Raw genomic sequence first — 26339 nt, 5'->3', positions numbered from 1 at the left:
CGAGGGACCCGCGCTTACGGCGTGCGCCGTCCCGCCTTGCCCTCGCCCTGCGTATCCTGTGTCTCGCCGGCCCGCGAACGGCGGTACGCCTCCCGCCCGGCATAGACGGCGCCCGCGGCAAACATCAGCGCCAGCGCAAACCAGGTGATCGCATAGACGAGGTGGTTGTTGTTGAACGTGATGACGGTCAGCCCGCCCACCGGCCAGGTGCGCTTGCTGGCGTCCCCGAGCGGCACGGCCGCGTCTGCATCGATGAAGTAAGGCGCCACGTTGCGCAGGCCGCGCGCGGCGGCAATGGCCGGCACATCGCGCGCGTACCAGCGCCCGGCCGCCGGATCGTTGGTGCGCAGAAAGCCGTTGCCGGGCTCGCTAAAGCGCAACAAGCCGGTGACGGTGGTCTCGCCGGTGGGGTCGTCCCCGCCGCGCTTGGCGCGCTCGCTCAGCTCAGGCGGTACAAAGCCGCGGTTGACCAGCACCACATTGCCGTCCGCCGTGCGCAACGGCGTCATCACCCAGAAGCCGCCACCCAGCTCCGTCACGGCCTGCACCAGGGTCTCGCGGTCGTTCAGGAAGGTGCCGGTGAGACGCACGCGGCGGTACTCGTCGGCGGCCTTGGTGAGCCGCGGCCACTGATCCGCGCCGGGCGCGGCCGTGGCGGGAGCATGCACGCGCGCGTTCACGCGTTCGATGAGGTCGAGCTTCCACGCGCGGCGTTCAACTTGCCAGACACCCAGCGAGAGCAGCCCGGCTACCGCCACGATGGCGAGCAGGGCAAACGCCACAAGCGCGCCAGTGGCGCGCTTGCGGGAAGACGGGTTGGATTGGGCTACGCCCTGCTGCCGGGCCGTCAAGGCAGGTTCTTCATGTCGTGCATTGGCATCATGTTCTGGTCGAGGTGGAACATTACCCAAAGCGAGCCGCTCAGCGCGATGACCACCAGCACGATCGTGAAGATCAACGCCAGCATGGTCCATCCGCCCTCGGACCTCGCATTCATATGCAGGAAATATATCATGTGGACGACGATCTGCACCGCGGCGCAGCCCAGCAGGAACAACGCGGTGGTGCTGGATTTATCGAAAACCTTGGCCATCACCAGCCAGAACGGGATCGCCGTGAGCACCACCGCGAGCACGAAGCCCGTCATGTAGCCCTTGAAGGTGCTATGGCTGACCTCGCCATCGTGGCCGTGGTCGTCATGGCCATGCCCGTGGCCATGGGGATCGCCTGCAAGGGCATTGTCATGCGCGTTCATGGCAGCACTCCCATCAGGTAGACGAAGGTAAACACACCGATCCAGACCACGTCCAGAAAGTGCCAGAACATGGACAGGCACATCAGGCGGCGCTTGTTCTCCGGGATCAGCCCGTGCTGCCCCACCTGCACCATCAGCGTGATGAGCCAGATGATGCCAACCGTCACGTGCAACCCGTGGGTGCCCACCAGCGTGAAGAACGAGGACAGGAACGCGCTGCGCTGCGGCCCCGCGCCGTCATGAACCAGGTGCGCGAACTCGTAGAGCTCCAGGCTGATGAACGCCGCGCCCAGCAGGCCGGTGATGCCGAGCCAGATCAGGGTGGTGCGCACCTGCGCCTTCTGCATCTCCAGCACGGCAAAGCCGTAGGTGATCGACGACAGCAGCAGCATGGTGGTGTTCAGCGCCACCAGCGGCAGCTCGAACAGCTCGGCGCCCGTGGGGCCGCCGGCGTAGCGCCGCCCCACCACGCCGTACACGGCGAACAGGCTGGCGAAGATGAGGCAGTCGCTCATCAGGTACAGCCAGAAGCCGAGCAACGTGCCGTTCTGCGGATGCACCTCGCTGGTCGCGTAGAAGCTTAGCTCGCTCTGGCGCGGGGTGTCCGGCATGCGCACATCGCCGGGGCCGTAGGGGGCGGTGGTATCAACCATGGCTGGCAAGCAGGCGCGTGCGCTCTGCCTCGGTGCGCACGACGTCGTCGGCCGGGATGTAGAAATCGCGCTTGTAGTTGAAGGTGTGGCCGATCGCCACGATCAGGATGGCAGCGAAGAACACGATCACAAGCAGCCACATGTGCCAGATCAAGGCGAAGCCGAGCACGGTGCTCAACCCCGCCAGGATGATGCCCGCGCTGGTGTTCTTCGGCATGTGGATCGGAATAAAGCCCTGCTGTGGCCGCTGGTAGTGGTGCTCTTTCATCTGCCACCACGCATCGTTGTCATGAATGACCGGAGTGAAGGCAAAGTTGTACTGCGGCGGCGGCGATGAGGTGGACCACTCCAGCGTGCGGCCGTCCCACGGATCGCCCGTGGTATCGCGCAGGGATTCGCGCCGGCGGTAGCTGACCACCAGCTGGATCAGGAAGCAGCCAATGCCTAGCGCGATCAGGAACGCGCCGAATGCCGCCAGCTGGAACCAGATCTGCAGGGACGCGTCCTCGAAGTGGCTCATGCGGCGGGTCACGCCCATCAGCCCGAGCACATAGAGCGGCATGAAGGCAATGTAGAAGCCAACCAGCCAGAACCAGAACGAGCACTTGCCCCAGAACGGATCCAGCCGGTAGCCGAAGGCCTTGGGAAACCAGTAGGTGATGCCGGCCATCAACCCGAACAGCACGCCGCCAATGATCACGTTATGGAAGTGCGCAATCAGGAAGAGACTGTTGTGCAAGGAAAAATCCGCTGGCGGCACGGCGAGCAGCACGCCGGTCATGCCGCCGATCACGAAGGTGACCATGAAGCCGATGGTCCAGAGCATCGGCACCTCGAAGCGGATACGCCCGTGGTACATGGTGAACAGCCAGTTGAACATCTTGGCCCCGGTCGGGATCGAAATGATCATGGTGGTGATGCCGAAGAACGAATTGACGCTGGCGCCCGAGCCCATGGTGAAGAAATGGTGCAGCCAGACCAGGTAGGAGAGCACCGTGATCACCACCGTGGCGTACACCATCGACGCATAGCCGAACAAGCGCTTGCGGCAGAACGTGGAAACCACTTCCGAGAAGATGCCGAACGCGGGCAGCACCAGGATGTACACCTCCGGGTGACCCCAGATCCAGATCAGGTTCACGTACATCATGGCGTTGCCGCCAAGATCGTTGGTGAAGAAGTTGGTGCCCGCATAGCGGTCCAGCGCCAGCAGGGCCAGCACGGCGGTGAGCACCGGAAAGGCGGCGATGATCAGCACGTTGGTGCACAGTGCGGTCCAGGTAAACACCGGCATCTTCATCATGGTCATGCCGGGCGCGCGCATCTTGACGATGGTCACGAGCAGGTTGATGCCCGATAACAACGTGCCCAGCCCGGCGACCTGCAAGGACCAGATGTAATAGTCCACGCCCACGTCCGGACTCTGCAGCACGCCCGACAGCGGTGGATACGCCAGCCACCCGGTACGCGCGAACTCGCCGACGAACAGCGACATCATCACCAGCACGGCGCCGCCAACCGTCATCCAGAAGCTGAAGTTGTTGAGAAAGGGAAAGGCAACGTCGCGCGCGCCGATCTGCAACGGCACGACAAAGTTCATGAGTCCGGTGACCAGCGGCATGGCCACGAAGAAGATCATGATCACGCCGTGCGCGGTGAAGATCTGGTCATAGTGGTGCGGCGGCAGGTAGCCCAGCGAATCGCCGAAGGAGACCGATTGCTGCAGCCGCATCATGACCGCATCGGCAAAGCCGCGCAGCAGCATGACGATGCCCAGCACGACATACATGATGCCGATCTTCTTGTGGTCGATGCTGGTGAACCACTCGCGCCAGAGGTAGCCCCACGCTCGCAGGTAGGTCAGCGCGCCAACCAGCGCCAGCCCCCCGATCGCGACGACCGCGAAGGTCGCCAGCAGGATGGGCTCATGATAGGGAATTGCCTCCCAGGTGAGGCGGCCGAATACCAGTTGCGTCAGGTCGAGGTGCTCGGGCATTGTGTCACCAGGGCCGCAAGGGCGTTGTTTCAGGAGTCGGGGAGCAGCGGGTCATTGTTGCGACATCATTGGACAAAGTCATCGGGCAATGTCATTGCGGCAACGTCCTGGCGGACGCCACGCGGGGGCCGTTGCCAATGCCGGCAGGGTCGCCTGCCGTGCAGATGGCGCCCAGGCTCGCGCCAGCGGCGCCGCGTTCGAGTGCCGCCACGTTGAAGGCCCGCGGCTTGTCCTTGCCCTGGCCCTGCCTCGCACTCATGGCCATGTCCTTGATACAAGGCTGGTTGGCTTGCACGCAGCGGTTCAGGATCGCGTCGTACAAGCCCGACGCCACGCTGGCGTAGCGCCTCACCGGCTCCAGCTCGCTGGGTTGCTCGAGCTGCAGGTAAGCGTCGCGCGTCAGGGCCCCGCCGCCGGCCTTGGCTTGCTGGACCCAGCGCGCGAATTCCTCGGCGCTCATGCCATGGAACTTGAAACGCATGCCGGAGAAGCCCGCGCCGCTGTAGTTGGCGGAAAAACCCTGGTAGACACCCGGCTGGTTGATCACCGCGTGCAGCTTGGTCTCCATGCCCGGCATGGCATAGACCTGCCCCGCCAGCGCTGGGATGAAGAAGGAGTTCATCACGGTGGACGCCGTGATCTTGAAGCGGATCGGCTGATCCACCGGCGCCGCCAGTTCGTTGACGGTGGCGATGCCCTGCTCGGGGTAGAAGAAAAGCCACTTCCAGTCCAGCGCCACCACCTCCACGGTGAGTGGCTCCATGCCCATGGGCACCGGGCGCTCGGCGTCGATACGGCTCAAGGACTGGTAAGGATCGAGCTTGTGCGTGCTGACCCAGGTCAGCGCGCCCAGGGCGATGATGATCAACAGCGGCGCGGCCCAGATCACCAGCTCCAGCAAGGTGGAGTGGTCCCAGTCGGGCTCGTAGATGGCCGCCCTGTTGGCCTCGCGGTAGCGCCAGGCGAAGAGCAGCGTCAGTGCAATCACCGGCACGATGATCAATAGCATCAGCCCGGTTGAAATGATGATTAGATCACGCTGCCGGATCGCGAGATCCCCGGCCGGGGCTAGCAAGACAGCATTGCAGCCCGTCAGCAGCAGGATGGCAGCAAACAACAGACATCCGCGCGTCGCGTAGCGGGATGGCACTATCCGAATGCGAAATTGCATAGCCGTGGAAGTGATCGTTGGAACTACGCCGGTGGGCTGGCCGCGGAAACTCAACATTTCCTATGGCACTGTAGTCAAAGAAGTGCCATTCTTAAAGGAGTGACACAAAACGCCACCCCGAACAACGAGAGACGAGAGGGCCTGACGATGTCCAGTAGCAGCAGCAGCAGCGGCGTTGCGCACCAGCACCAGCCGTCACCGTCTTCCCCCACGCCCGCGCAAGACGCGGCGCACCGGGCGCGGGTGGCGCCAGCCGAGATCGCCGCCGGCGTCGTCATCGGGCGAGCGTCCGAGTATTTCGACTTCTTCGTCTACGGCATCGCCTCGGTGCTGGTCTTCCCCAGCGTGTTCTTCCCGTTCGTCAGGCAGCTGGAAGGGCTGCTGCTCTCCTTCACGATCTTCTCCTTCGCTTTCATCGCCAGGCCGTTCGGGACCACCTTGTTCATGGCGATCCAGCACCGCTGGGGACGCAGCATCAAGCTGACGGCCGCGTTGTTCCTGCTGGGCACCGCCACGGCGGGCATGGCGTTCCTGCCGGGATACGATGCGCTCGGCAACCACGCCATCGTCATCCTGGCGGCGCTGCGCATCCTGCAGGGCATTGCGCTGGGCGGCTCATGGGACGGGCTGCCATCGCTGCTGGCACTGAACGCCCCGGCGCACCGCCGCGGCTGGTACTCGATGCTGGGACAGCTCGGCGCGCCAATCGGCTTTCTCCTTGCCGGCTCGCTGTTCCTCTACCTGCGCGCCAACCTGGATTTCGACGAGTTCCTTGACTGGGGCTGGCGCTATCCGTTCTACGTGGCGTTCGCCATCAACGTGGTCGCGCTGTTCGCGCGCCTGCGGCTGGTGGTGACCCAGGAGTACACGCAACTGCTGGAAGAAGGCGAGCTGGAGCCGATCAGCCCGGTGCTGATACTGCGCGCCCAGGGCTACAACCTGTTCATCGGCGCCTTCGCCGCGCTGGCCAGCTACGCGCTGTTCCACCTGGTCACGGTGTTCCCGCTGTCGTGGGTCGCGCTGCACGCCACGCAGGACATCAATGACGTGCTGATCATCCAGATCATCGGCGCGGGGATCGCCATGGCGGCCACCATCGCCTCCGGCTGGATCGCCGACCGCATCGGGCGGCGCACCACGCTGGCGCTGATGGCAGTCCTGATCGGCATCTTCGGCCTGTTGGCGCCGTACCTGATGAACGGCACTCCGGCGCGGCAAGACCTGTTCATCCTGATCGGCTTCGGCCTGCTGGGCTTGTCGTACGGGCAGGCCGCGGGCACTGTCACGGCGAACTTCGGATCGCGCTTTCGCTATACCGGCGCGGCGCTGACGTCCGATTTTGCGTGGCTGTTCGGCGCCGCCTTTGCGCCGCTGGTGGCGTTGGGACTGTCGGCGGAGTTCGGCTTGTTCGCCGTTAGCGGCTACCTGCTGTCCGGCGTGGCATGCACGTTGCTAGCGCTGTGGATCAATCGCAAGATGGAAGCCCGCGACTGACCCGGCCACGACAAAAAAACGGCCAGTCATGCGCAATGACTGGCCGCTTTCCTTTCCGCGCCGCTTTGCTCAGAAATTCCCGAAGAACCCGCGCGCGGCGACCATGCAGAACGGCGCCACCAGGCTCCCGTGGTAGGCCTCGATCACCGCCGACGCACCGCCATCGGTCGCGCCCGCCGCCACGGCCTGCGCGGCCAGCGTAGCCTTGGCCAGCGCAAAGCCCTGCTTGATCTGGGCATACGGATCGGCGGGCCCGGCCACCGGCGCATCCACATCCAGCACCGAAGTCAGCCCCGCCGGCACCTTGGCGTTGCGCCAGTAAGCCTGCTGCACGGTCGCGTTGAAGAAGAACACCGTCGGATCGAAGCGACCGCCGCACAGCTGCACCGGGGCACGCGGGATCCAGTTGCGCAAGTCATTGCGCTTGAACGCCTGGCGCAGCGGCGCAACCGGGTTCGCCGCCGGCGCCATCGCCACCGTGGTGTACGGGAACGCGCCATCCGGATTGACCAGCGCGTCTTCCAGCAAGCCGAGGCGGAAGCTGTTGCGCACCAGGTTGCCTTTGCCAAACCCGAGGGCAAAGATCGGCGTCAGCTCAGGCGGCGCCAGCGGGGGCGAAGTGGGCGGCGTCAGCGAGGCAAACTGCGCTGCCGGCGGATAAGGATTGAAGAGCGCCGTGGCGGGCAATTTTCCGTTGCCGATCAGCGTGTCGATTGGTGTCAGGCTCGGCAAGAGATCCTCGATGCCACGCGCGTAGGTTGGCTCAAACAGGTCGCCCGGCCTGCGGTAAATGTTGCCGTAGGCGTTCTGGTAGCTGGTCGCCACCAACGTCGTGAAGATGGTGGAACCCAGATCCACCTCACCCGCGACCAGCGCGTCCCCGGTGGCCGCCATGGCATAGGGCCCCGAACCCGTGGAAGCCGCCGTCACGTTGATGCCCGCCGCCTGCAGCGCGCGATGCGTGGCCATGGCAACGTGGCCGCCCTGCGAATATCCGGTGATAAAGAGCTTGCCATTCTCCCGCGCCGCCTTGCCCGAGTCCGCCCGGGCCAGCGCAACCCGCGCGGCCCGCAGCGAGTCGATCATGTCCGCCGATTGCTGCTGGGCATTCAGGTAGGGATGATAGGAAAGCTCGGAGCCGGCGTAACCCGCATAGTTGCTCGCCACCACGATATAGCCCTGCGCGGCATACATGGCCGCCACGCTGATGCCCTCCGAGGCGCCATCGCCATTGCCCGGGTCCTTCTGCGTCAGGTCCGCAAGGTTGTATTTGCGGTAGGTGGTGGTGCCATGCGCGTACATCAACGCCGGGCGTGGCCCACTGCATGCGCGCCCGCCGCTTGGAATCATCAGCGCGCCGCTCGCGGTGGTGGGCTCATTGGCGCCGCCGATGGTGCGGTAGCGGAAATAGACGATCTCCAGGTCGCAAGCAGGGGTGCCGGCGATCTGCAATAGCTGCCGGCCTGAATCGCTCGCATTGAGAACGCTGGCCAGCGCGGCCGCGCTCAGGCGCAGCGTGGTCTTGTGATCGAGAAGCTGGCCGCGACTACTGTTGTAGTTGTTGTTGCAACTGCCCCCGCTGCAAGAACTCGCCGATTGCGCGTAAGCCCCCGCGCTCAGCGCCAGACACGTCAAGCCCGCAAAGCCCGCCTTCGCCATGGTCAATCGCATCTTCCATCCCCCCGCCTGTGGACTACGTCAGTTAGCCTGATCCACACGATTAGCGGAGTGTAGGTAAACGGATCGGCCACCCGCCAGCCTAATAGCGCACGATCTCGCATTGTGAAAAAGGGATGAACGGGTCGTGATGCCCGTTCATCCCGAGGGTCGAGACCGGTAACGCACGGTTGCCGCCAAGCGGCCCGGCCTAGCGCCCGGTGCGCACCCGGAAGCCCAGCCCCGGCGACACCACGGCGGCATCGCCATCGCGCAGCTCGATGGTTTCCAGGCTGCCGTTGTCCCGGGATTCGGCGGCAAACTCGGCGATGTTGCGCAGGCGCGCGGCCGGAATGCCGCACGCGCTAAGCCGCGCTTCCAGCTCGGTGGCCAGGCCATCGGCCAGCGCGGCGGCTAGCGCCTCCTTGAGCGCCCCCGGATCGAGCGAGCGCACAAAGGCAGGCAGGCCGCTGCGTTCCAGCGGCGGATTGAACAAGGCGGGGTCCCGCGCAAGATGGCCAAGGCCCAGCGCTTCGAGCAATGCCAGCAACTGGCCTGGCGTGTTCGCGCCGATGGCCAGCCAGCCGTCGCGCGTGCGGAAGAAATCGGCGGAGGGGCTGCCGGAGTAGCCCTGGTTGCCCTGCCGGGGCGGCGTGGCCCCGCGTGTGAGCGCGTCGCAGGCCATGGGGTACATCAGCTGCATGCCGGCGCTGGCCATGGAGATATCGAGCAGCATGCCGCGCCCGGTGCGCTCGCTGTCGCGCACGCCCGCCAGGATGGCGAAGGCGGCGAGCAGCCCCGTGGCGGAGTCGATGACCGGGAACCCCGTCTTGATGGGCGGGTCGCCCTCGTTGCCCGCCATGTAGGCCATGCCGGTGGCGGCCTGCACCACGTGGTCATAAGCGGGCCGGCCGCGCCATGCCGGCGCGCCGCGCCCAAAGCCGGAGATGCTGCAATAGACCACGCGCGGGTTCAGCGCCAGCACGGCCTCGAAGCCGAGCCCGAAGCGCTCCAGCACGCCCGGGCGAAGGTTGTCGACGAAGACATCGCAGGTGGCGGCGAGCTCCAGCGCATGCTGGCGCCCTTGCTCGGTGCCAAGGTCGAGGGCAAGCGACGACTTGCCAGCGTTGAGCGCGACGAAGCCCTCGCGGCCCCGTCCGGCGCGGCGCATGACATCGCCGCCATTGGCGTTTTCCACCTTGGTCACGTCGGCCCCGAGCTGCGCCAGCAGGAAGGTGGCGAAGGGACCCGCGATGACGTGCGAGAAATCGAGCACGCGGATGCCCGCGAGCGGGGTGAATGCATGGGTAGCGGTGACAGGCATGGCAGGCTCACTCGATCGTGATGTGGTTTTTCTCGATCACCTGCCGCATCCTGGCGGTTTCCTCGGCGACAAGGCGGGTGAAGGATTCGGGCGTGGGGCTCGGTTCGATGAGCGCCCCCGTCTCGGCATAGAAGCGGCGCAGCCCGGGATCCGCCAGTGCCTTCAGCATGGCGGCATGCAAGCGCGCCACCAAGGGCTTTGGCAGGTTTGCCGGGGCCCAGATGCCGCTCCAGGAATCCAGCGTGAGATCGCTGCGCCCAAGCGCCTCGTTCAGGGTCGGCACGCCTGGCAGCCCGGGGATCCGCTGCGCCGAGGTCACGGCGAGCGCGCGCACCTTGCCATTGCCGATCTGCGGCACGGCAGTGGCCGCTACCGGAAAGCCGAATTGCGTGTCGCCCTTGATCAGCGACGGGACGATCTCTACCGAGCCTTTGTAGGGAATATGGACCACGTTGATGCCTGTCGCCGACGCAAAGGCCGCCCCGCAAATATGCGCGGCCGAGCCGACGCCGCCCGATGCATAGTTCAACGATCCGGGCGAGCGCCGCGCGGCGGCCACCAGTTCACCCACGGTGCGGTACGGCGAATTCGCCCCCACCACCAGCACCGCCGGGCTGACGCCGATGCGGATCACATGGGTGAACGCCGCGGGATCGAACTTGACGGATGGCTGCAGGAGTTTCTGCGCGACATGGGTGGAGGCGCCCAGCAGCAAGGTGTAACCATCGGCCGGCTGCTGCGCCACGGATTCGGCGGCAAGGATGCCTGCCGCGCCCACCTTGTTCTCCACCACGATGGGCTGGCCAAGCTCCCTGCCCAGCACTTCGGCCAGCTTGCGCGCCTGGATATCCGGGCCGCCGCCAGCGGCATACGGCACCACCAGGCGAATCGGGCGGTTGGGGTAGTTGTCCGCAGCAAACGCCGAAGCTGGCAAGCCGGATGCCGCCGCAACGGGCAGCGTCAGCAGGGTCCGCAGCATCAGGCGACGCGTGCGGAGGGTGGATGCAGCCATCTCAGGTCTCCTTTCTGGTTTTGCCCGATTGTCACGCCGCGCCATCATTCCGGACAATGATCCAGTTCTTATGCATCCATCAGGATTGGTTATGGCAACGGTTTCCCCTGCGCGCGTGGCTGCGGCGCGCGCCGCCCATCCGAACCGGATCGATCGCCTGCGCATCCGCCATCTGCGGCTGTTGGACCTGGTGGCGCGAACCGGCTCCCTGACCGCTGCCGCCGAGGTCATGCACATCAGCCAGCCAGCAGTGACCAAGATGCTGCAGGAGCTGGAGCAAGCCTTCGGCTGCACGCTGATTGAGCGCACGACGCGCGGTGGCCGCCTGAGCCCGGCGGGCGAGCGCGCCCTGGAGCGCTTGCGCATTGCGCTGGGCGCCCTGGATGCGGCCAGCGAGGCCCTGGCGGCCCGGCCGGAGATCCCGCTGGTGCGCATGGGCGTGCTGCCGCTGGTGGGGGTCAGTGTGCTGCCAAGGCTGATCGCCACGCTGAGCCAGCAGGGTGTGCTGCCGCGCTTGCAGGTAAGGGAACACACCGTCAGCGGCCTGCTCGGGCTGCTCGCCAGTGGCGAGCTGGACTGCGTCATAGGCCGGCTGGAAACCGGCCATCCCGCGCAGTCGCGGGAACGGCTGGCCATCACGGCGCTATGGGACGAACACCTGGCCATTGCCTGCGCGCGCGACCACCCCCTGGCCAGGCGCCGCGAGGTCAGCCTGCCGGCATTGCATGAAGGACCTTGGATCCTGCCGCCGCGCGGCACTCACACGCGTGAGATCTTCGAGCAGCCGTTTCTCGATAGCGGCCAGTTGCCGCCCGTGCCGCATATCGAATCGATCTCATTTCACAGCAGCTTGTCGATGGTTGCCGCGAGTGGCTTCCTGACGGTTGCGCCGGCCAGCGCCGTGCGCCACTACGGCGAGACGTCCATGGTGCACCAGGTGCGCTTGCGCACGCCGTTCGCCTCCGGGCGGATGGTGTTCATTACCCAACGGGATGCGGCAGTTGCGCCGGCGGTCACGTTGATCGCCGATGCCCTGCGGCAAGCCGGCAACCCTTAGGGGCGCACCGGACGGACGCCAGGTTCACGCAAACTCACATTGCCCAGCCACCCGAGCGGATATCATATGCCCACCAAACAAGGCGCTCCCGGCTGGCCCGCGATCCGCGGATCCGCGCATCGGCCCGGGGCAAGCAGCTTCACCTAGCGATACCACTCATGAATCCCAATCCCGACACCCCCGCACGCCCGGCCATCCGTTCCCTGACACAGCTTGAAGGGCGCGTGCTGGCCGTGCTGGTCGAAAAGCAGCACACGGTGCCGGACACCTATCCGCTGTCGCTCAACGCACTGACATCCGGCTGCAACCAGAAGACCGCGCGCTCACCGGTGATGAATGCCACCGAGGCCGAGATCCTCACTGCCATCGATGGCCTGAAACGCCTGAGCCTGGCCATGGAAGGCAGCAGCAGCCGCGTGCTGCGATTCGAGCAGAACATGAAACGCGTGCTGGGCGTGCCGAGCCAGTCGGTCGCGTTGCTCACCACGCTGCTGCTGCGCGGGCCCCAGACGGCCGCGGAACTGCGGCTGAACTCCGCGCGCCTGCACGCATTTGCCGACATCTCGTCAGTCGAGGTATTCCTGGAAGAGCTGGCCGCCGCCGAGCCACCCTTGGTCGTCAAGCTGCCGCGCGCTCCCGGCGGACGCGAGAACCGCTGGATGCACCTGCTATGCGGCGAAGTCAGCGTGGACGATATCCCCGAGCGCGGCGGCGCCGACGACAGCATCTCGCCCTCGGAATTCGAGTCGCTCAAAGCCGAGCAAAAGGAACTGGCGGAAAAGGTGAACCGGCTCCAGGCGCTGGTGGAGCGCATGGCGGGCGAACTCGGCATTACGATCGACAAAGCAGCGCTTTAGTTACGAGCGCAGGCGGGGGAGATCGCACTCTGCAGCCGGTGACAATGTGCCGGATAATCTATTTTTGTCCGGACCGGCCACGAACCCGGCTGCAGCCTGAAACCGAGTGGCCGCGGCGGACGCCGCAGGCGGCTCCCCGCCTGTCGACGCGCCACAACAGATGTCGTTGGCCCGATTAGTGCTTGCGCGTATGATCGGGCATGGATGCTCCCTATTCACCGCGAGACCGCAAACCAGATTGTCACGGCTTCGCCAAGCCCCCATGGCGCAGCCTTCCAGTGCAGATCAGGACACTACGCTGTCACAAATCTGTCCTTGAAAGGCAGCCATACTTTGCAGTCCAAACACGTTGAGGCCTTTGACGATGCGCGTGACGATTCGCACCATTACCATTCCAGGAAGCCAAGGCCGGGCCGCCCTTCACCAGGCCGTCGTGTATGCCACGACGGAGCAGGAGGCTTTACCACTCATGACGAGTGACTGGAGCCAGCGCGAGCCTGAAGTCTTCATGGCTGCCCAGACTTGGGCAAGACGCAATACCTACATCGTTTCGAATCCCCGCACTGGTGCATTTTACGGAAGCCCTGCCGGGCGCTAGCCAGCGCCACCGACAGTGCGCAAGGGGGCGCCGCACAAGCGCCCCGCCGTCAAGCACCCGGGCCCGATGCAGACATTGCGTGCCTGGTGAGCGCCTTCAACGAAGGCCCGGGCATCTTTCGCTCTGACACTTTCGCCCCCTAATGTATGGACATGGCGCACCTTGCGCCAGTGGCTGAGCGCTCGCTCGTTATTCGCTATCATTTCGCTCCACACCCCCTCGAAGGGCAAGCGCCATGCCGGCGTTTTCCATGCCGGCCATGGGCCGCCACACCGAAAAAAAACAATGACAACTCCATCCCTCGCTGACCGCCTGCGCCAACCGCGCGTGCTGCTGGTGCCCGGCGTCTACGACGCGTTCTCGGCGCTGGTCGCCGCGCAAGCGGGATTTGAAGCGCTCTACCTGTCTGGCGCGGCCGTCGCCTACACGCAACTCGGGCGCTCGGACGTGGGCCTGACCACCGCCACCGAGACGGTCGATATCGTCGGCAGGATCACCGACCGCGTCGACCTGCCGCTGATCGTCGATGCCGATACCGGCTACGGCAATGCGCTCAATGTGATACGGACCGTGCGCACGCTGGAACGCGCCGGCGCGGCCATGATCCAGCTCGAGGACCAGACCTTTCCCAAGCGCTGCGGCCATCTGGACAACAAGCGCGTTGTCACAGCAGCCGAGATGTGCGGCAAGCTCAAGGCCGCGCTGGACGCGCGGGCTTCGTCGCGGACCCTGATCCTGGCCCGCACCGATGCGGTGGCCATCGAAGGACTGGACGCGGCGATCGAACGCGCCGAGGCCTATGTGGCATGCGGAGTCGACGCGCTGTTTATCGAAGCCTTGCGCACCGAGCAAGACATGGCTCGCGTCTGCGCGCACTTTGCCGGGCGCATTCCCTTGCTGGCCAATATGGTGGAAGGCGGCAAGACGCCAGTGCAGAGCGCCGCCGAACTCGCCGGCCGGGGCTTTCGCATCGTGATTTTCCCGGGTGGCGTGGTGCGCTTCATCGGCGCGCAGATGCAGCGCTACTACGGCAGCCTGCTCGAACACGGCACCACCGCGCCGATGCGCGATGCCATGCTGGATTTCGACGGGCTGAACGGTGTCATCGGTACGCCGGAGCTGATCGCCCAGGGGCAGAGCTACGGCGAGTGAGCCACAGCCGTTGGCGAGGGCAGCACGCGGCACCTGAAATGCGCCGTCGCCCTCTTGCAGGCGCCGCGCGCTTGTCGTACGCTGCCTGCCCCGGGCTGCGCCAGCCAGCCCGTCACCCGGAACGCCTGTCATGTCTCACCCGAAACCCGCCAGCTCGCTGGTCTACTCCACCGAACACGGCCGCATGTGCCCCGGCTGCGGCAATGCGCTGGTGGCCTGCACCTGCGGCAAGGCGCGGCCGGTCGCGCAAGGCGACGGCATCGTGCGGGTGTCGCGGGAGACCAAGGGCCGCAAGGGCAAGGGCGTGACGCTGGTGCGCGGCGTGGCGCTGGACGCGCTGTCGCTGGCGCAGTTGGGCAAGGAACTAAAGGCCGCCTGCGGCTCGGGCGGCACCGTCAAGGACGGTGTGATCGAAATCCAGGGCGACCACTGCGACACGGTGGTGGAAAAACTCAAGCAGCGCGGCATGACCGTCAAGCGGGCCGGCGGCTGAGCACCCCTGGGCGGTGCGTCGACAGGCCGGCCTTGATCAGCCCCTTGGCCAGCCTCTTAGCGGGTGCGCTGCTTGTAGACGATGGTGCCGTCGGACTTGCGCTGGGGCACGACCGGGTTGCGAGAGTTGCACACCGGGCAGCGAAACAGCGGGCCCTGGCCTTCGTCCTTGACCGTGACGTCCTTGGGGTCCCAACGCGTCTGGCACGACTGGTTCTGGCAGGTATAAAACATCTTCTTTCTCCGTATTAGGCGCGGATCGTAGCATGGTGGCAGCCTCGGCCCGTTCTGGCGCCGCTGCGCAGCCGCTTTTGACGCCCTGGCTGCACCGCCTTCGCTCTATTCATCCCCACTGGTAATTCTGCTCCGTTTCCGAAAACGGATAAGCCTGCGCCTTGGCATTTGTCCCCCGCATGGCGCTGTGTGCACAGCGCCAGTGCAGATTCGCCCTGATGCCGAATGGCAGCCCGGCCCGCATCAGTGAATATCCCCGTGCCGCCGTTGCCAATTTCGGATAACGCCCGCGCCGCCCCCGTTCGTAGACTGGCCCCATTGCAAAGCGCATCCCAAGGAGCCATCCAGTGAACGAGGTAAGCACCACGGCCATCACCCGACGGCCCGGCATGGTACGCAGAGTAGCCGCAGCGGCAATGCTGAGCGTGCTAGCCTTGCCAGCCGCCGCCGCCCCCAATGCCAGCGATGCCAACGATGCTGTCAACGCCGCCGAACTGCCGCCGGAAACCCTCTCCGTGCAACCACTCGCACCTGCCGACGATGGCCGGCTCTATATCTCCGATGTGGCGTTCAAGCACATGGTGGACGGGCGCCTGCACGTGGTGGACGGCAAGCGCATGCGCTACCTCGGGCTGGTGCCCACCGCGTTCGGCGGCCAGAGCGTGCTGTCCCCGGACAAACGCACGCTGTATGTGATTTCCACGTTCTACACGCGGCTCGCGCGGGGCGAGCGGGCTGATGTGGTGAGCCTGTATGACACCGCCACGCTGGCCTACCGCAGCGAGATCGTGATCCCGCCCAAGCACGCACAGTCCCTGAACTACCGTGGGATCGCCGCGGTATCCGCCGACGGCCATTTTCTCTATGTGCAGAATGCCACGCCCGCCACCTCGGTCAGCATCGTCGACCTGCAGGCTGGCAAGTTCGTGGCGGAGGCACAAACTCCCGGCTGCTGGGGCATATTTGCCACCGAGGCGTCCAGCCAGCGTTTTCGCACCCTGTGCAGCGACGGCACGATGCTGACGGTGACGCATGACGCCGCCGGCCAGCCCAGCGGGCAAAAGCGCAGCGCGCGCATGTTCGATCCCGATGCCGACCCGGTCTTCCTGCACAGCGAGCGCGTGGGCAACACGCTGACCTTCGTGTCCTTCAACGGCAACGTCTACAGCGCGGATCTCTCGGGTGAGGCGCCGGTCTTCGCGCAGCCCTGGCCCGTGGTGGACGCGGCGGACCGCAAGGCGGGCTGGAAGCCGGGCGGCTACCAGTTGTTCGCGCTGCACGCGGCCACGGGCCGCCTGTACCTGGGCATGCATCCGCGCAGCAAGGAGGGATCGCACAAGACCCCCGCCGCCGAGATCTGGACCATCGACCTGGCGCAGCACAAGCGCATCGCCCGCGCGCCGGGGCAGAACGCGCTGGCGCTCACCATCACGCAAGGGCCGCAGCCGACGCTGTATGTGCTGGACGCCGCCAGGGCCGGCGTGGTGTCGCTGGACCCGGCCCGGGGCCTCAAGCCCGTGGCGCGCCTGGACCAGGTGGCGGAGAACGCGGTGCAGCTGGAGCTGCATCAATGAGCGCCGCCGCCGTGGTCTCCGACGTGCTGCGCGATCCGGTCACGGTGGCGGCATGTTCCGCCGCTGCCGCACTGGTGCTGGCGCACGCCCTGTGGCCCAAGCTGCGCGACTTCTCCGGCTTCTGGGGCGCCGTCAGCGCCTACCGGCTGGTGCCCGACGCATGGTCGCGCCCGGTAGCGCTTGCCTACCTGGGCGCCGAGACGGCCAGCGTGGCGGCGCTGGTTGCCGCACCGCTGCACCCGGGCGCGGCGCTGCTGGCGGCATGCGTGGTGGCGGCAGCCAGCGGCGCGGTGGGCATCAACCTGCTGCGCGGGCGGCGCGACATCCGCTGCGGCTGCGGCAGCCACGCCGACAACCTGCGGCTATCCAACGGCCTGCTGCTGCGCAACCTTGGCTTGCTCGCGGTGCTGGTGCTGGCCGCAATCGCTGCTGCCGGATTGGCCGCCGGCACGGCACCCCGGGCGTTCACGCTGATCGACACCCTCGCCGCCGGCTTCTGCGCGCTCGCGCTGTTGCTGCTCTGGCTCGGCGCCACGCAATTGCTGGTCAACGCCGACCGCGCTGCCCGCCGCACCGGCCGCCTGGCTGCCAGCCACTCCAGCCACCCTACGCATTCCCCCCTCTCGTGAGACTCCCATGACTGCCCTTGTGATTGCCAATATCGTGCTGTGGATCGCCGTGCTGGCGCTGCTCTTCGGTTTCTATGCCCTGGCCCGCCAGGTCGGCATCCTGTTCGAGCGCGTCGCGCCGATGGGCGCGCTGGTGATCGACGCTGGCCCGCGCGTGGGCGAGGCGCTGCCACCCTTTGCCTTGCAGGATGTGCGCGGCGGCCCGGTAGCGGTGGGCGGCGCGCAGCCCCGCAGCACGCTGCTGTTCTTTCTCTCGCCGACCTGCCCGGTCTGCAAGAAGCTGCTGCCGGTACTCAAGTCGATGCAGGCCAGCGAGGCTGGCTGGCTGCGCGTGGTGCTTGCCTCCGACGGCGAACAGCCCGAGCACCTGGCCTTCCTGCGCCAGGCAGGGCTGGAAGCCTTCCCCTATGTGCTATCGCCCGAGCTCGGCATGCACCTGCAGATCGGCAAGCTGCCGTACGGCGTGCTGATGGACGAGCGCGGCACGCTGCGCGCCAAGGGCCTGGTGAATTCGCGCGAGCAGCTGGAGAGCCTGTTCACCGCGATGGACCTTAACGTGGGCTCGGTGCAGCAGTTCCTCGAAACGCGTGCCTGAAGGCAGGGAGAGAAAACCCATGTGGATTGACCGATTTTTCGAACACCAGACCCGGCGCGCGGCGCAGCGCACGGGCCGGCGCAGCGTGCTGGCCACGCTCGGCAAGGTCATGGTGGGGACGATGGCGCTGCCGGTGCTGCCCTTCGACCGCAGCGCGCACGCGGCGGGAGCACACCGCAGCAAGGCTGCCGGCCCGCAAGCGCAGGACGAAACCGCCTGCGACTACTGGAAGTACTGCGCGGTGGATGGCTTTCTGTGCGCATGCTGCGGCGGCACCTCCACCTCCTGCCCGCCCGGCACCGAGCCCTCGCGCGTGTCGTGGGTCGGCACCTGCCACAACCCGGCCGACGGCAGGAGCTACATGGTCAGCTACAACGATTGCTGCGGCAAGACCACGTGCGGGCGCTGCGAGTGCAACACCAACGAGCGCGAACGGCCGGGCTACCGGCTGGGCGTGCACAACGATGTGAACTGGTGCATGAGCAACGACAGCACCATGTTCCATTGCACCACCTCGATCATTCTCGGAGTCCAGGAATGAAGCGATCTCTCCCACACCTCGCGCTGTGCCTGGCATGCGTGGCGCCCGCAAGCATCGCCCTTGCCGAGTCGCTGGCTGACCAGGGCAAGGCCTTGTTCGGCACGCACTGCGCCGCTTGCCACAATGCCGATGCCTCGGGCATTGCCGGCGTGGCGCCGCCGCTGGCCGGCGCGCTGCGCGAGCGGCTCGCCACGCCGGCGGGCCAGGACTACCTGGCCAATGTGCTGACCCACGGCCTCGCTGGCCCGATCCAGTCGCAGGGCCAGTCGTTCAACGGCGTCATGCCCAGCTTCGCCACGCTGCCGGATGCATCGCTGGCCGCCGTGCTGTCGTGGCTGGCGGCGAGCAACGGCGCACCCGAACAGGCCGTGAACACCGATACGCTGGCCCGCGCACGCGCCGAGCGCAAGACCCCGGGGGCCGTGCGCAAGCTGCGCGAGGCGGGGCAATAGCATGGCATCGCGCAGCGCTCGCACCTTGCGCGCGGCCGCGCGCCGCGGGCTGTGCCTGCTGGCGCTGGCCATGCTGGCCACGACCGCGAGCGCACAGGCCGAACTGCGCCACGCGCGCGACAACTACCTGCTGCACTGCTCCGGCTGCCACCAGCCCGATGCCCGCGGCAAGCCCTCGGCCGGCATCCCCGACATGCGCGAGACCGTGCCCTTGCTGCTTGCCACGCCGGCCGGGCGCGCGTTCCTGATCCAGGTGCCGGGCACCTCGGCCTCCGCCCTGAGCGACGCAGAGATCGCAGGGCTGATGAACTGGCTGATGCCCGCGCTCACCGGCCACAACGACGTGGAGGCGTTCAGCACCGAGGAGGTGGGCCGCTATCGCCGCCAGCCGCTCGACGACGTGAGCGCGCACCGCGCGGCGATCCTGGGCAGTGGCGCAACGCCGACGCCGGACAAGACCGCCCGCGCCAGCCCCGGGCCAATGTGACAAACTCACGCAAACAAATACGCGGGACAAAAAAACCGGAACGAGGAACGACACGATGACCCCCACAGGCAACACAGACCGTGACCGTGATAGCGGCAATGCGCGCAACGCCGCCAATGGCCCCGCCCCCGGACAACCTTCGCGGCGCCATTTGCTGGGCCACCTGGCAGGCGCCACGCTAGCCGGCATCGCCGCTGGCGTCACTGCCAGCAGCGCCAGCGCGGCGCCCCCCGCCGGCAAGAATGGGGCAACGGACGCACCCGGCCCCGCCACCACGGCTGGCGGCCCGAATCCCATCGTCATGATGCCGGCCTGGCAACTCTCGCGCGAGATCCATGCCCGCAGGCTGTCGGCCCGCGAAGTCATGGCGGCCTACCTGGACCACATCGCACGGGTGAATCCCGGCGCCAACGCCATCGTCGCGCTGCGTGAGCCCGAAGTGCTGCTGCAGGAAGCCACCGCCTGCGACCAGGCCCTGGCCGCCGGCCGCTCAGCCGGCTGGATGCACGGCATGCCGCAAGCCCCCAAGGACCTGGCGCTCACGCGCGGCATCCGCACCACCTTCGGCTCACCCATCTTTCGGGACAACGTGCCCACGGCGGACGCCATCATCGTGGAGCGCGCACGCGCCGCCGGCGCCGTGCTGATCGGCAAGACCAACACGCCGGAGTTCGGCCTGGGCTCGCAAACCTTCAACCCTGTCTACGGCGCCACCCGCAATCCCTATGACGCCAGCCGCACCGTCGGCGGCAGCAGCGGCGGCGCGGCCGCCGCGCTGGCGCTGCGCATGCTGCCGGTAGCGGACGGCAGCGACTTCGGCGGCTCGCTGCGCAACCCGGCCGGCTTCTGCAACGTCTATGGCATGCGCCCCAGTGCCGGCCGCGTGCCCTACGGCCCGGCCCCGGAAGTCTTTATCCAGCAACTCGGCTACGAAGGGCCCATGGCACGCACCGTCGCCGACGTGGCCTTGCTGCTGGCCACACAGGCCGGCCCCGATGCGCGCACGCCGCAGGCACTCGCGCAGGACCCGGTACTGGCCACGCTCACCCCGGCCAATGTGGCCGACGTGCTGAAGACCAACCTCAAGGGCAAGCGCGTGGCATGGCTGGGCGACTGGGACGGCTACCTGCCCATGGAAGCCGGCATCCTGCCGCTGTGCGAGGATGCCCTCAACGCCTTCCCGGCCTTTGGCGTGCAGGTGGAAGCCATCAAGCCCCCGTTCTCGCCGGAACGGCTCTGGAAGACCTGGCTGGTGCACCGTCATTTCCTGGTCGGCAACGGCATGCTGCCCTTCTACCAGGACCCGGCCAAGCGCGCGCTGCTCAAGGACTCCGCGATCTGGGAGATCGAAGGCATGCTCAAGCTCAGCGCCAGCGACGTCTATGCCGCCAGCATGGAGCGCAGCGCCTGGTATCAAGCGCTGCTAGGCGTGTTCAAGCAGTTCGACTACATCGCGGTGCCGACGGCGCAAGTCTTCCCATTCGATGTGAACCAGCCCTGGCCGAAGCAGATCGCCGGCCGCGAGATGGATACCTATCACCGCTGGATGGAAGTGGTGTTTCCCTGGACGCTGTCGGGATGTCCGGCGATTAGCGTGCCGGTGGGATTCGGGCCGCAGGGGTTGCCGATGGGGATGCAGTTGATTGGGCGGCCGCGAGACGATTTGTCGGTGTTGCGCCTGGCGCGGGCTTATGAAGAAGAGCGCGATTGGGTGGGCAAGCGGTTGCCGTCGGCGATGATGGGGTAAAGGACCGCTTGAGGATTGCGTATTCAACCGGCCACCCCGCAAACCGCAGGCGGGGCGCGCCACGCCATCCCTGTTGTATCAACGGTATCACCGGTATCACCGCTCCGGCCTTGTTCGTCGTGTCTGGTAATGCAGCTTCCCATCGCGCACGCGGCCTATGGTTGTCTCCAGCCATTTCCCGTCTGCCGTCAGGCTTTCGTCCCAGGTCGAAACCAGCGTCAGCGTTCTGCCGGCGTAACGGTAAGTTTGCGCCGAGTGGCTGCAGCAGCTATTGCGCTGCGCCGAGGAAATGGAGCGCGTGCGGGAGTCGATGGCGATCTGCGACAGTCCCGACAAGGTCTCATCAAAAACGAACCGTCGCCGGGCGGCGTCGAACAAGAAGAAGTTCTCGGTGCTGTTCGGCCCGGCGCCTCCCGACATGCCAAAAATCGAAATGTCCGGATAACCGTCGAAATTGGCATCGACCACGCGCAAGGCGTCCGCGGACGCCGCAATGCCGGGATCGGAATCGAAGTCACGAATGACCTGAGTACGAACGCCGGATTTTCGATCGATGATTTCAATGGCGACCGCGTGCGGAGCGTCGGATGTGAGCTCGTCCTCGACAAATGCGACGCGAAACAGGAAATCGCGCGTTCTGGCACGTTGCGCAACCCAATTCACAGCGACCGCATCGTCGCGGTCGACCCAGCCGTGGGTGATCGAGCCGTCCCGCCCGACGCGCTCGATTTCATACCATTGCGCATCCGTGGAGAGGACGGGAACATAAATCCCCGCGTCGAGACGGGTCAGGATCGTGTCACGATTGGCTCGTGCAAATAGTGGCACCGCCTTGGTGAGATGCACGATCGTCTGGTAAGGCCGGACTCTGTCGAGGGCAAAGCTATCCGCGTAGTAAGCCATCTCATAATGGTTGACCCCCTTGCCATACGCCTCGGGGCTGCATACGCCAAGCGCGCAAGCGCCGACCTCGTCGGCCGTTGGCTTGCGTTGTGGCCGAATGGTCTCGGTGCTCAGGTACGTCTTCCTGGGCTGCCAGGTCACGGTGAACGCCGCCGTCGTCCGCCGTTTCAGCAGTGCCTCAGACTCGTTGCTGATGTTGGTTCGGCAGAACGGCTGGGATGCCGAGTAATCGTTCCAGCCCGGAAAGGCATAGGCCACGCATAGCTTGTTCGCGGAGTTCACGTCGGTCTTGTAGTCCTTGTCTACAAGAAAGTGCACCCTGTTGCCGCCCGAACCGGGTTCGTGCGACACCACCGCAAAGGTGATATCCGCCGACTTGGGCAAGGCGTGCTCGAAACGCTCCTTGAAGCGGCTTGTCTCGGCTTCCGGCACTCTGTTGGGCGGGCTCAGCTGGGAATCTGGCTCGACACGATAAATGCCTGGCGCCAGGAAGTCGGTCGCGAAAGCCGAATTCACGCACGCGATGGCAAGGGTCAGAGCGGCGGCGGCAGCAGTGGCTTTATTGCGAATGGGGAGTAGCACGGCGAGTTGTCAGGAAATTGCAGGAATGCAAGCCGCAGCTTAACTGACATGTGGTGCAACGTACTCACTATCGCGGAGCGTGCTGGCGAAACGCACAATGACAGCGCCATCCACGGCGCCGGGACCGTCAAAGCTGGCCCCCACCAGCTCCAGCGTGCTGCCGCGCACCTCGATCCTCACCGGATCGGTCTTCTTCCACTGTTTCTTCGGCACCACCAGCTTCCAGACCGTCTCCTTGCCGGGACTGCGGAAGAGCGCGATGACCCCGACATATTCCGCCTCGGCATGCATCGGCTCGCTCAGGCTCACGCTCGCATCGGGGCGCAGGATGACGTCCTTGGTCGCCAGCAGATCGGGCTGGAGTAATTCGAGATCATTGGCCTGCAGTCGCGCATAGCTCAATTGCTCAAAGGCCTGCGGCGATTTCAGCTGGTAGATCCGCACCACCGTCGACAACGATTGCCCGGCGCCGTTTGTATTTAACGACGACCGGCTGGTCAGATCGAGGCTCATGGTCTTGACCTGCGTCGTGAAGGCCCATTTCGCTGCCTCCACCGTGCTGTCCTTTACGGCCTGGCCCACGCCGCAACCGGCTATATGGGTGGCAGCCAGCAGTAGGGCGCCGTTTCGAAGCTGTCGCCTCATCGTGTTGATCCTCTTTGTGTAGCTGTAGCGTAGCGCACCGGATAGGTCACGTCCGCCGCAACCGGCGCCTGGGCGCTGCGCGCCGTCAGGCTGTCGGGATCTTCGGCGAAGGTCCGGCCGAGCGCATCGGCCTGGCGCTCGGCAGAGGCCTTCGGCGCGCCGGGCCCCTCTAGCGCTTCCGACGCATCCAGCGCGTCCGGCCTCGCCTGCCACGTCAGCTGGTAGTTCGCGCTATCCACCGGCTCGATGTGCGCCCGCTCCAGCATCCGCACCAGGCCCCAGCGGCCGCCGAACTCATAACTCTTGCTGGTGCCGGCGCGCTCGGTCTGCCACTGCAGCCGGGTACCCGGGTCCTGCAGGTTCTTGCCCGGCCACGTCAGCGCCTGCCACGTCTCGCGCTGGTTGTAGTAGTGCAGCGTCTGGCCATCGAGCGTCAGCAGCGTGTCGGTCAGGCCCGGGGTGGGGACCGGCTTGAACTCGAAGCGGTACTGTGGCTCGCCCTGCGCCAGCAGGTGCGCCGCCATGCGCTGCAAGGTGTTGATCGCGTTGAGGAAGGCCGGATCGAAGGACTGCGCCTGCCCGCCGGTGGCCGCCGGCAGCCACTGATCGCCCTGCAGCGCGAGCACGCCCGCCAGTTGCGTGCCGAGGAAGGACCCGATCAAGCCGCTGTGCGGGCGCAGGAAGCGCGCCAGCTCGGCCAGCGAGGCATCGTTGGCGGTGTCCGCAAACGGATAGCGTCCGGCAAACGAGCGGCTCCATGTCATCGCAATGCTCTGGCGCCACGCATCGTTCAGGCTTGCCTGCGCCGGTTGCAGCACCGTCTGCGTGGCCTGCGCGATGGGCCGCACGAACAGTGTCTCGCCCATGCCAGCCCACTGGCTGCCGAGGCTCGCCGCCATCAGCTGCGCATAGGCCTGGGTGTCGGCCAGTTCCGAGCCCTTGCCCTGGAACAGCGCCTGCGCCATCTGGCGGGCCTGCGCATCGGCATCGGCGCTGTTGCCGACCTGCTGCAGGCGCAAGCGCAGTGCCGTTGCGCGGTCGAGGAACCGTTGCAGGCTCAGGTCACCGCTGGCGCCAGCGTTGGTGCCGGCATGGGTGCTGCCGGGCTGGCCCTGCGCCACCAGCCGCAGCACCGGGCCAAAGGCCGCGCCCAGCGGCCCCGCCGCGTCCGGCTTCGCCACCTCGGGCCCCGCCGGCTTCCTGCCCAGCAGGTCCTGCGTCTTGGCCACCAGCGTATCGGACAGCGAGTCCTTGCGGGCGCCAGCGCCACCCTGGTACTCGAGCGACTTCATCAGCGCGATCACCGGCGACTGGCGCGCATCGGCCATCAGCTTGAGCTGCCCGATCGCAGCCGGCAGGGTCGGCGCGGCCTCCCATTGCAGGCTGTTCATGAAGCCCTGCCAATGCTCCGCGTAATCGGCGAAGTACTGCTCGGTCAGGGCCGCCTGTAGCGCTTCGGCCGAGCGGCCTGCCGTCGCTTGCGTCTGCTGCTGCGGCTTGCCGTCGGTCAGCACCCAGTCATTGGCGATCTCCGTGCGCCTGGCGGCCTGCTCGATCGCCGGGGCCACATAGCCCTCATAGGCCTGGCGGGTGAAGACCCCCGGCACGATGGCGGTGGCGCGCACCAGCCCCCGGGGATCGGTGCCGGCGGTCAGCGCCGCCAGGGTCTGGTCCGGATACTTGCTGCCAGCGTGCTCGCCAAAGGCCTGGATCACGCCCCGATAGACGGTGTCCTCGGCATTGCGCTCCCCGATCACGGCCAGCAGCGTCTGGCGGGCCCCGGCGACCAGTTCGGGCCGCGGCTCGATACGCCCTGCCGGGTTGGACTTCAAATGCTCCGCATAAAACTTGAGCAAGCGCTCGGCGACGTCCTGCCGCTCGCCCGGGGTCATCCGGGCATCGGTGGACCAATGCTGCACCAGTTGCGGGGCCAGGAAGGCCGCCTGGGCGCGTTCAGGGTTGGCCAGCATCAGATAGGTCTTGAGCGCCTGATGGCCGCTCAGCGCCACCCGGTTGGTCGTGTCATCCAGCACCGTGGTGCGCAGTTGCGCAAGATCCACCAGCGACGCCTCCAGATCCCGCTGCACCGGCGCGACCAGCAGCTCGCGGCTGGCCTGCGCGTAGGGCTTCCACAGCGCGGCAAGGACCGCCGGATCGCGATTCAGGCCAAAGCGGGTCGCAAGCGGCGCATGATGCTGGGTACGGTACTCGTAGCGCTCGATCTGCTGCTGCAAGGCAAGGAGCGCGCGCAGGCGGGCCGCCGGGTTGGGGGCCGCCTGAAAGCCGTTCACGGATTGCCGGGCGGCGTGGATGTCCCGCCCGTTCAGCACGCCGGACACCAGCATGCCGGCACTCCACAAGCCGATGGCCGTCAGGCCCACGATGGCAGACACCGTGACCGGGTGCCAGCCAACGCGCTGTCCGGGCTGGCGGCGGGCGGCTTCGCCCAGGTAATGCCAGAGCGGCAGGTCGACGCTGCTCTGCACGCTCGCATCGCCGGCAATAGGCCGTGGATACGGCGCAAAGACGATACCCTCCACGGCGATGCGCCGGCGCTGCCGGCTCCCCAATCCGGCGATCCAGTCGGCGAGCGCTTTGCCGCGGGTGTCGAGCCGCTGGGAAAGCTCCCCCATATAGCGGTCGCGGTTGCCCGCCATCAGTTTGCGCGACGACGCGCTGCGCCAGCTGGTCGCGCAGCGTGCGCAGCGCGCCATCGATGGCGTCCGCGTGCGCCTGGCGCGGCAGTTCGCAACTGATGACCGGCATGACGCCGTGGCCCACCGTTCTCGCCTCCGCCACATCCAGCAAGTAGACCGGGGCGGACCAGCGCAGCAATTCGGCGATGCGCGCCAGGCGCATCCCATCGGGATGGGTGCCGCGGCGCTGCGCCTGCAGATCCACAGCACTATCCGTTGTGAGAATCACCGCGTCCACCGGACGGCGGCGGCGTAGTTTGTAGAGTGCCTTGAGCCAGTCGGCGTCCGGCCAGCCCTCCTTGTTGGCCTTGCTCCATAGCAACACCGCGTCGGGGGTGATCAGCCAGCCCTGTTCTGCCAGTTCGGGCAGGAGGCGGGCAATGGCGGCATCGTCGCCGGTGAGGAGCAGCCAGGGCTGGCGGTAGCGCCAACGCCAGCCGTGCTCGCTGCGCAGCAGCTCGCATAGGCGCGGCAAGGCATCCGACGTCTTCGGCGTATCTTCCGGTACCAGCAGCGCCTGGGTCGTCCCGGCGAACC

General features: G+C 66.5%; 25 protein-coding genes. 13 read left to right on the top strand and 12 right to left on the bottom strand.

The window, feature by feature from the left end; all coding sequences use genetic code 11:
* Positions 1-14: 14 nt before the first annotated feature.
* From F7R26_RS22545 to cyoA, 5 genes are all read right to left on the bottom strand, one after another.
* Complete coding sequence (locus F7R26_RS22545) at positions 15-851, bottom strand: SURF1 family protein (RefSeq protein ID WP_150984368.1); 837 nt, start codon at positions 849-851, stop codon at positions 15-17.
* Positions 848-1255 carry a cytochrome o ubiquinol oxidase subunit IV gene (gene cyoD / locus F7R26_RS22540; RefSeq protein ID WP_043353083.1) on the bottom strand — a complete coding sequence of 136 codons (408 nt, stop codon included), beginning with the start codon at positions 1253-1255 and terminating at the stop codon, positions 848-850. The genes F7R26_RS22545 and cyoD overlap by 4 nt, the downstream gene beginning before the upstream one ends.
* Positions 1252-1908, bottom strand: coding sequence for a cytochrome o ubiquinol oxidase subunit III (cyoC, locus tag F7R26_RS22535; protein WP_150984369.1), 657 nt, complete (start codon positions 1906-1908; stop codon positions 1252-1254). The genes cyoD and cyoC overlap by 4 nt, the downstream gene beginning before the upstream one ends.
* Positions 1901-3904: a cytochrome o ubiquinol oxidase subunit I gene (gene cyoB, locus F7R26_RS22530; protein ID WP_150984370.1), complete on the bottom strand. Its 2004-nt coding sequence runs from the start codon at positions 3902-3904 to the stop codon at positions 1901-1903. The genes cyoC and cyoB overlap by 8 nt, the downstream gene beginning before the upstream one ends.
* A gap of 91 nt (positions 3905-3995) precedes the next feature.
* Entirely contained in the window at positions 3996-5075 is a 1080-nt protein-coding gene (cyoA, locus tag F7R26_RS22525) for a ubiquinol oxidase subunit II (RefSeq protein WP_150984371.1), read from the bottom strand.
* A gap of 147 nt (positions 5076-5222) precedes the next feature.
* Between cyoA and F7R26_RS22520 the strand changes: the two genes are divergently transcribed.
* Positions 5223-6569 carry an MFS transporter gene (locus F7R26_RS22520; protein WP_150984372.1) on the top strand — a complete coding sequence of 449 codons (1347 nt, stop codon included), beginning with the start codon at positions 5223-5225 and terminating at the stop codon, positions 6567-6569.
* A 69-nt stretch (positions 6570-6638) separates the two neighbouring features.
* Here F7R26_RS22520 and F7R26_RS22515 read toward each other — a convergent pair whose 3' ends face one another.
* From F7R26_RS22515 to F7R26_RS22505, 3 genes are all read right to left on the bottom strand, one after another.
* On the bottom strand, positions 6639-8240 hold the full coding sequence (locus F7R26_RS22515) for an alpha/beta hydrolase family protein (protein WP_150984373.1): 1602 nt from the start codon (positions 8238-8240) through the stop codon (positions 6639-6641).
* Positions 8241-8436: 196 nt separating this feature from the next.
* Positions 8437-9549, bottom strand: a complete 1113-nt coding sequence (locus F7R26_RS22510) for a CaiB/BaiF CoA transferase family protein (protein ID WP_150984374.1) — start codon at positions 9547-9549, stop codon at positions 8437-8439.
* A gap of 7 nt (positions 9550-9556) precedes the next feature.
* Positions 9557-10561, bottom strand: coding sequence for a Bug family tripartite tricarboxylate transporter substrate binding protein (locus F7R26_RS22505; protein WP_150984375.1), 1005 nt, complete (start codon positions 10559-10561; stop codon positions 9557-9559).
* 91 nt (positions 10562-10652) lie between these two features.
* Between F7R26_RS22505 and F7R26_RS22500 the strand changes: the two genes are divergently transcribed.
* The 4 genes from F7R26_RS22500 to F7R26_RS22485 all read left to right on the top strand — a co-directional run bounded on the left by F7R26_RS22500 (position 10653) and on the right by F7R26_RS22485 (position 14718).
* Positions 10653-11618: a LysR family transcriptional regulator gene (locus F7R26_RS22500; protein WP_150984376.1), complete on the top strand. Its 966-nt coding sequence runs from the start codon at positions 10653-10655 to the stop codon at positions 11616-11618.
* A 158-nt stretch (positions 11619-11776) separates the two neighbouring features.
* The gene (locus tag F7R26_RS22495) at positions 11777-12475 is read left to right on the top strand and encodes a YceH family protein (protein WP_150984377.1); all 699 of its coding nucleotides are present in this window, start codon (positions 11777-11779) and stop codon (positions 12473-12475) included.
* Positions 12476-13358: 883 nt separating this feature from the next.
* Complete coding sequence (locus F7R26_RS22490) at positions 13359-14225, top strand: isocitrate lyase/PEP mutase family protein (RefSeq protein WP_150984379.1); 867 nt, start codon at positions 13359-13361, stop codon at positions 14223-14225.
* A gap of 130 nt (positions 14226-14355) precedes the next feature.
* Positions 14356-14718 (top strand): translation initiation factor Sui1, encoded by a 363-nt coding sequence (locus F7R26_RS22485; RefSeq protein WP_150984380.1) that lies wholly within the window; start codon positions 14356-14358, stop codon positions 14716-14718.
* 56 nt (positions 14719-14774) lie between these two features.
* Here the strand turns inward: F7R26_RS22485 and F7R26_RS22480 are convergent, their stop codons facing one another.
* A complete protein-coding gene (locus tag F7R26_RS22480) occupies positions 14775-14951 on the bottom strand; it encodes a hypothetical protein (RefSeq protein ID WP_170301757.1) in 177 nt (58 codons plus the stop codon).
* Positions 14952-15298: 347 nt separating this feature from the next.
* Here F7R26_RS22480 and F7R26_RS22475 point away from each other — a divergent pair, with 347 nt between their 5' ends.
* The 7 genes from F7R26_RS22475 to F7R26_RS22445 all read left to right on the top strand — a co-directional run bounded on the left by F7R26_RS22475 (position 15299) and on the right by F7R26_RS22445 (position 20976).
* Complete coding sequence (locus F7R26_RS22475; RefSeq protein WP_241754686.1) at positions 15299-16525, top strand: amine dehydrogenase large subunit; 1227 nt, start codon at positions 15299-15301, stop codon at positions 16523-16525.
* Positions 16522-17154, top strand: a complete 633-nt coding sequence (locus tag F7R26_RS22470; RefSeq protein WP_150984381.1) for a MauE/DoxX family redox-associated membrane protein — start codon at positions 16522-16524, stop codon at positions 17152-17154. Before F7R26_RS22475 ends, F7R26_RS22470 begins: the two co-directional genes overlap by 4 nt.
* A 7-nt stretch (positions 17155-17161) precedes the next feature.
* On the top strand, positions 17162-17749 hold the full coding sequence (gene mauD / locus F7R26_RS22465) for a methylamine dehydrogenase accessory protein MauD (protein WP_150984382.1): 588 nt from the start codon (positions 17162-17164) through the stop codon (positions 17747-17749).
* 19 nt (positions 17750-17768) lie between these two features.
* The gene (locus tag F7R26_RS22460) at positions 17769-18290 is read left to right on the top strand and encodes a methylamine dehydrogenase light chain (RefSeq protein WP_150984383.1); all 522 of its coding nucleotides are present in this window, start codon (positions 17769-17771) and stop codon (positions 18288-18290) included.
* On the top strand, positions 18287-18742 hold the full coding sequence (locus F7R26_RS22455) for a c-type cytochrome (RefSeq protein WP_150984384.1): 456 nt from the start codon (positions 18287-18289) through the stop codon (positions 18740-18742). The genes F7R26_RS22460 and F7R26_RS22455 overlap by 4 nt, the downstream gene beginning before the upstream one ends.
* Before the next feature lies 1 nt (position 18743).
* Positions 18744-19229 (top strand): cytochrome c family protein, encoded by a 486-nt coding sequence (locus F7R26_RS22450; protein ID WP_150984385.1) that lies wholly within the window; start codon positions 18744-18746, stop codon positions 19227-19229.
* Between the two features lie 304 nt (positions 19230-19533).
* Entirely contained in the window at positions 19534-20976 is a 1443-nt protein-coding gene (locus F7R26_RS22445; RefSeq protein WP_416351384.1) for an amidase, read from the top strand.
* Positions 20977-21072: 96 nt separating this feature from the next.
* Here F7R26_RS22445 and F7R26_RS22440 read toward each other — a convergent pair whose 3' ends face one another.
* The 3 genes from F7R26_RS22440 to F7R26_RS22430 are packed head-to-tail and all read right to left on the bottom strand — an operon-like array spanning position 21073 to position 25763.
* Entirely contained in the window at positions 21073-22461 is a 1389-nt protein-coding gene (locus F7R26_RS22440) for an XAC2610-related protein (RefSeq protein WP_150984386.1), read from the bottom strand.
* 39 nt (positions 22462-22500) lie between these two features.
* A complete protein-coding gene (gene tssJ, locus F7R26_RS22435; protein ID WP_150984387.1) occupies positions 22501-23106 on the bottom strand; it encodes a type VI secretion system lipoprotein TssJ in 606 nt (201 codons plus the stop codon).
* A complete protein-coding gene (locus F7R26_RS22430; protein ID WP_241754685.1) occupies positions 23103-25763 on the bottom strand; it encodes an ImcF-related family protein in 2661 nt (886 codons plus the stop codon). Before F7R26_RS22430 ends, tssJ begins: the two co-directional genes overlap by 4 nt.
* Between F7R26_RS22430 and F7R26_RS41060 the strand changes: the two genes are divergently transcribed.
* Positions 25753-26058, top strand: a complete 306-nt coding sequence (locus F7R26_RS41060; RefSeq protein ID WP_241754684.1) for a hypothetical protein — start codon at positions 25753-25755, stop codon at positions 26056-26058. The genes F7R26_RS22430 and F7R26_RS41060 overlap by 11 nt on opposite strands.
* The last annotated feature ends 281 nt before the right edge of the window (positions 26059-26339 follow it).

This window comes from Cupriavidus basilensis (assembly GCF_008801925.2).
GTDB lineage: Bacteria > Pseudomonadota > Gammaproteobacteria > Burkholderiales > Burkholderiaceae > Cupriavidus > Cupriavidus basilensis.
This window is presented reverse-complemented; position numbering and strand designations above follow the sequence as displayed.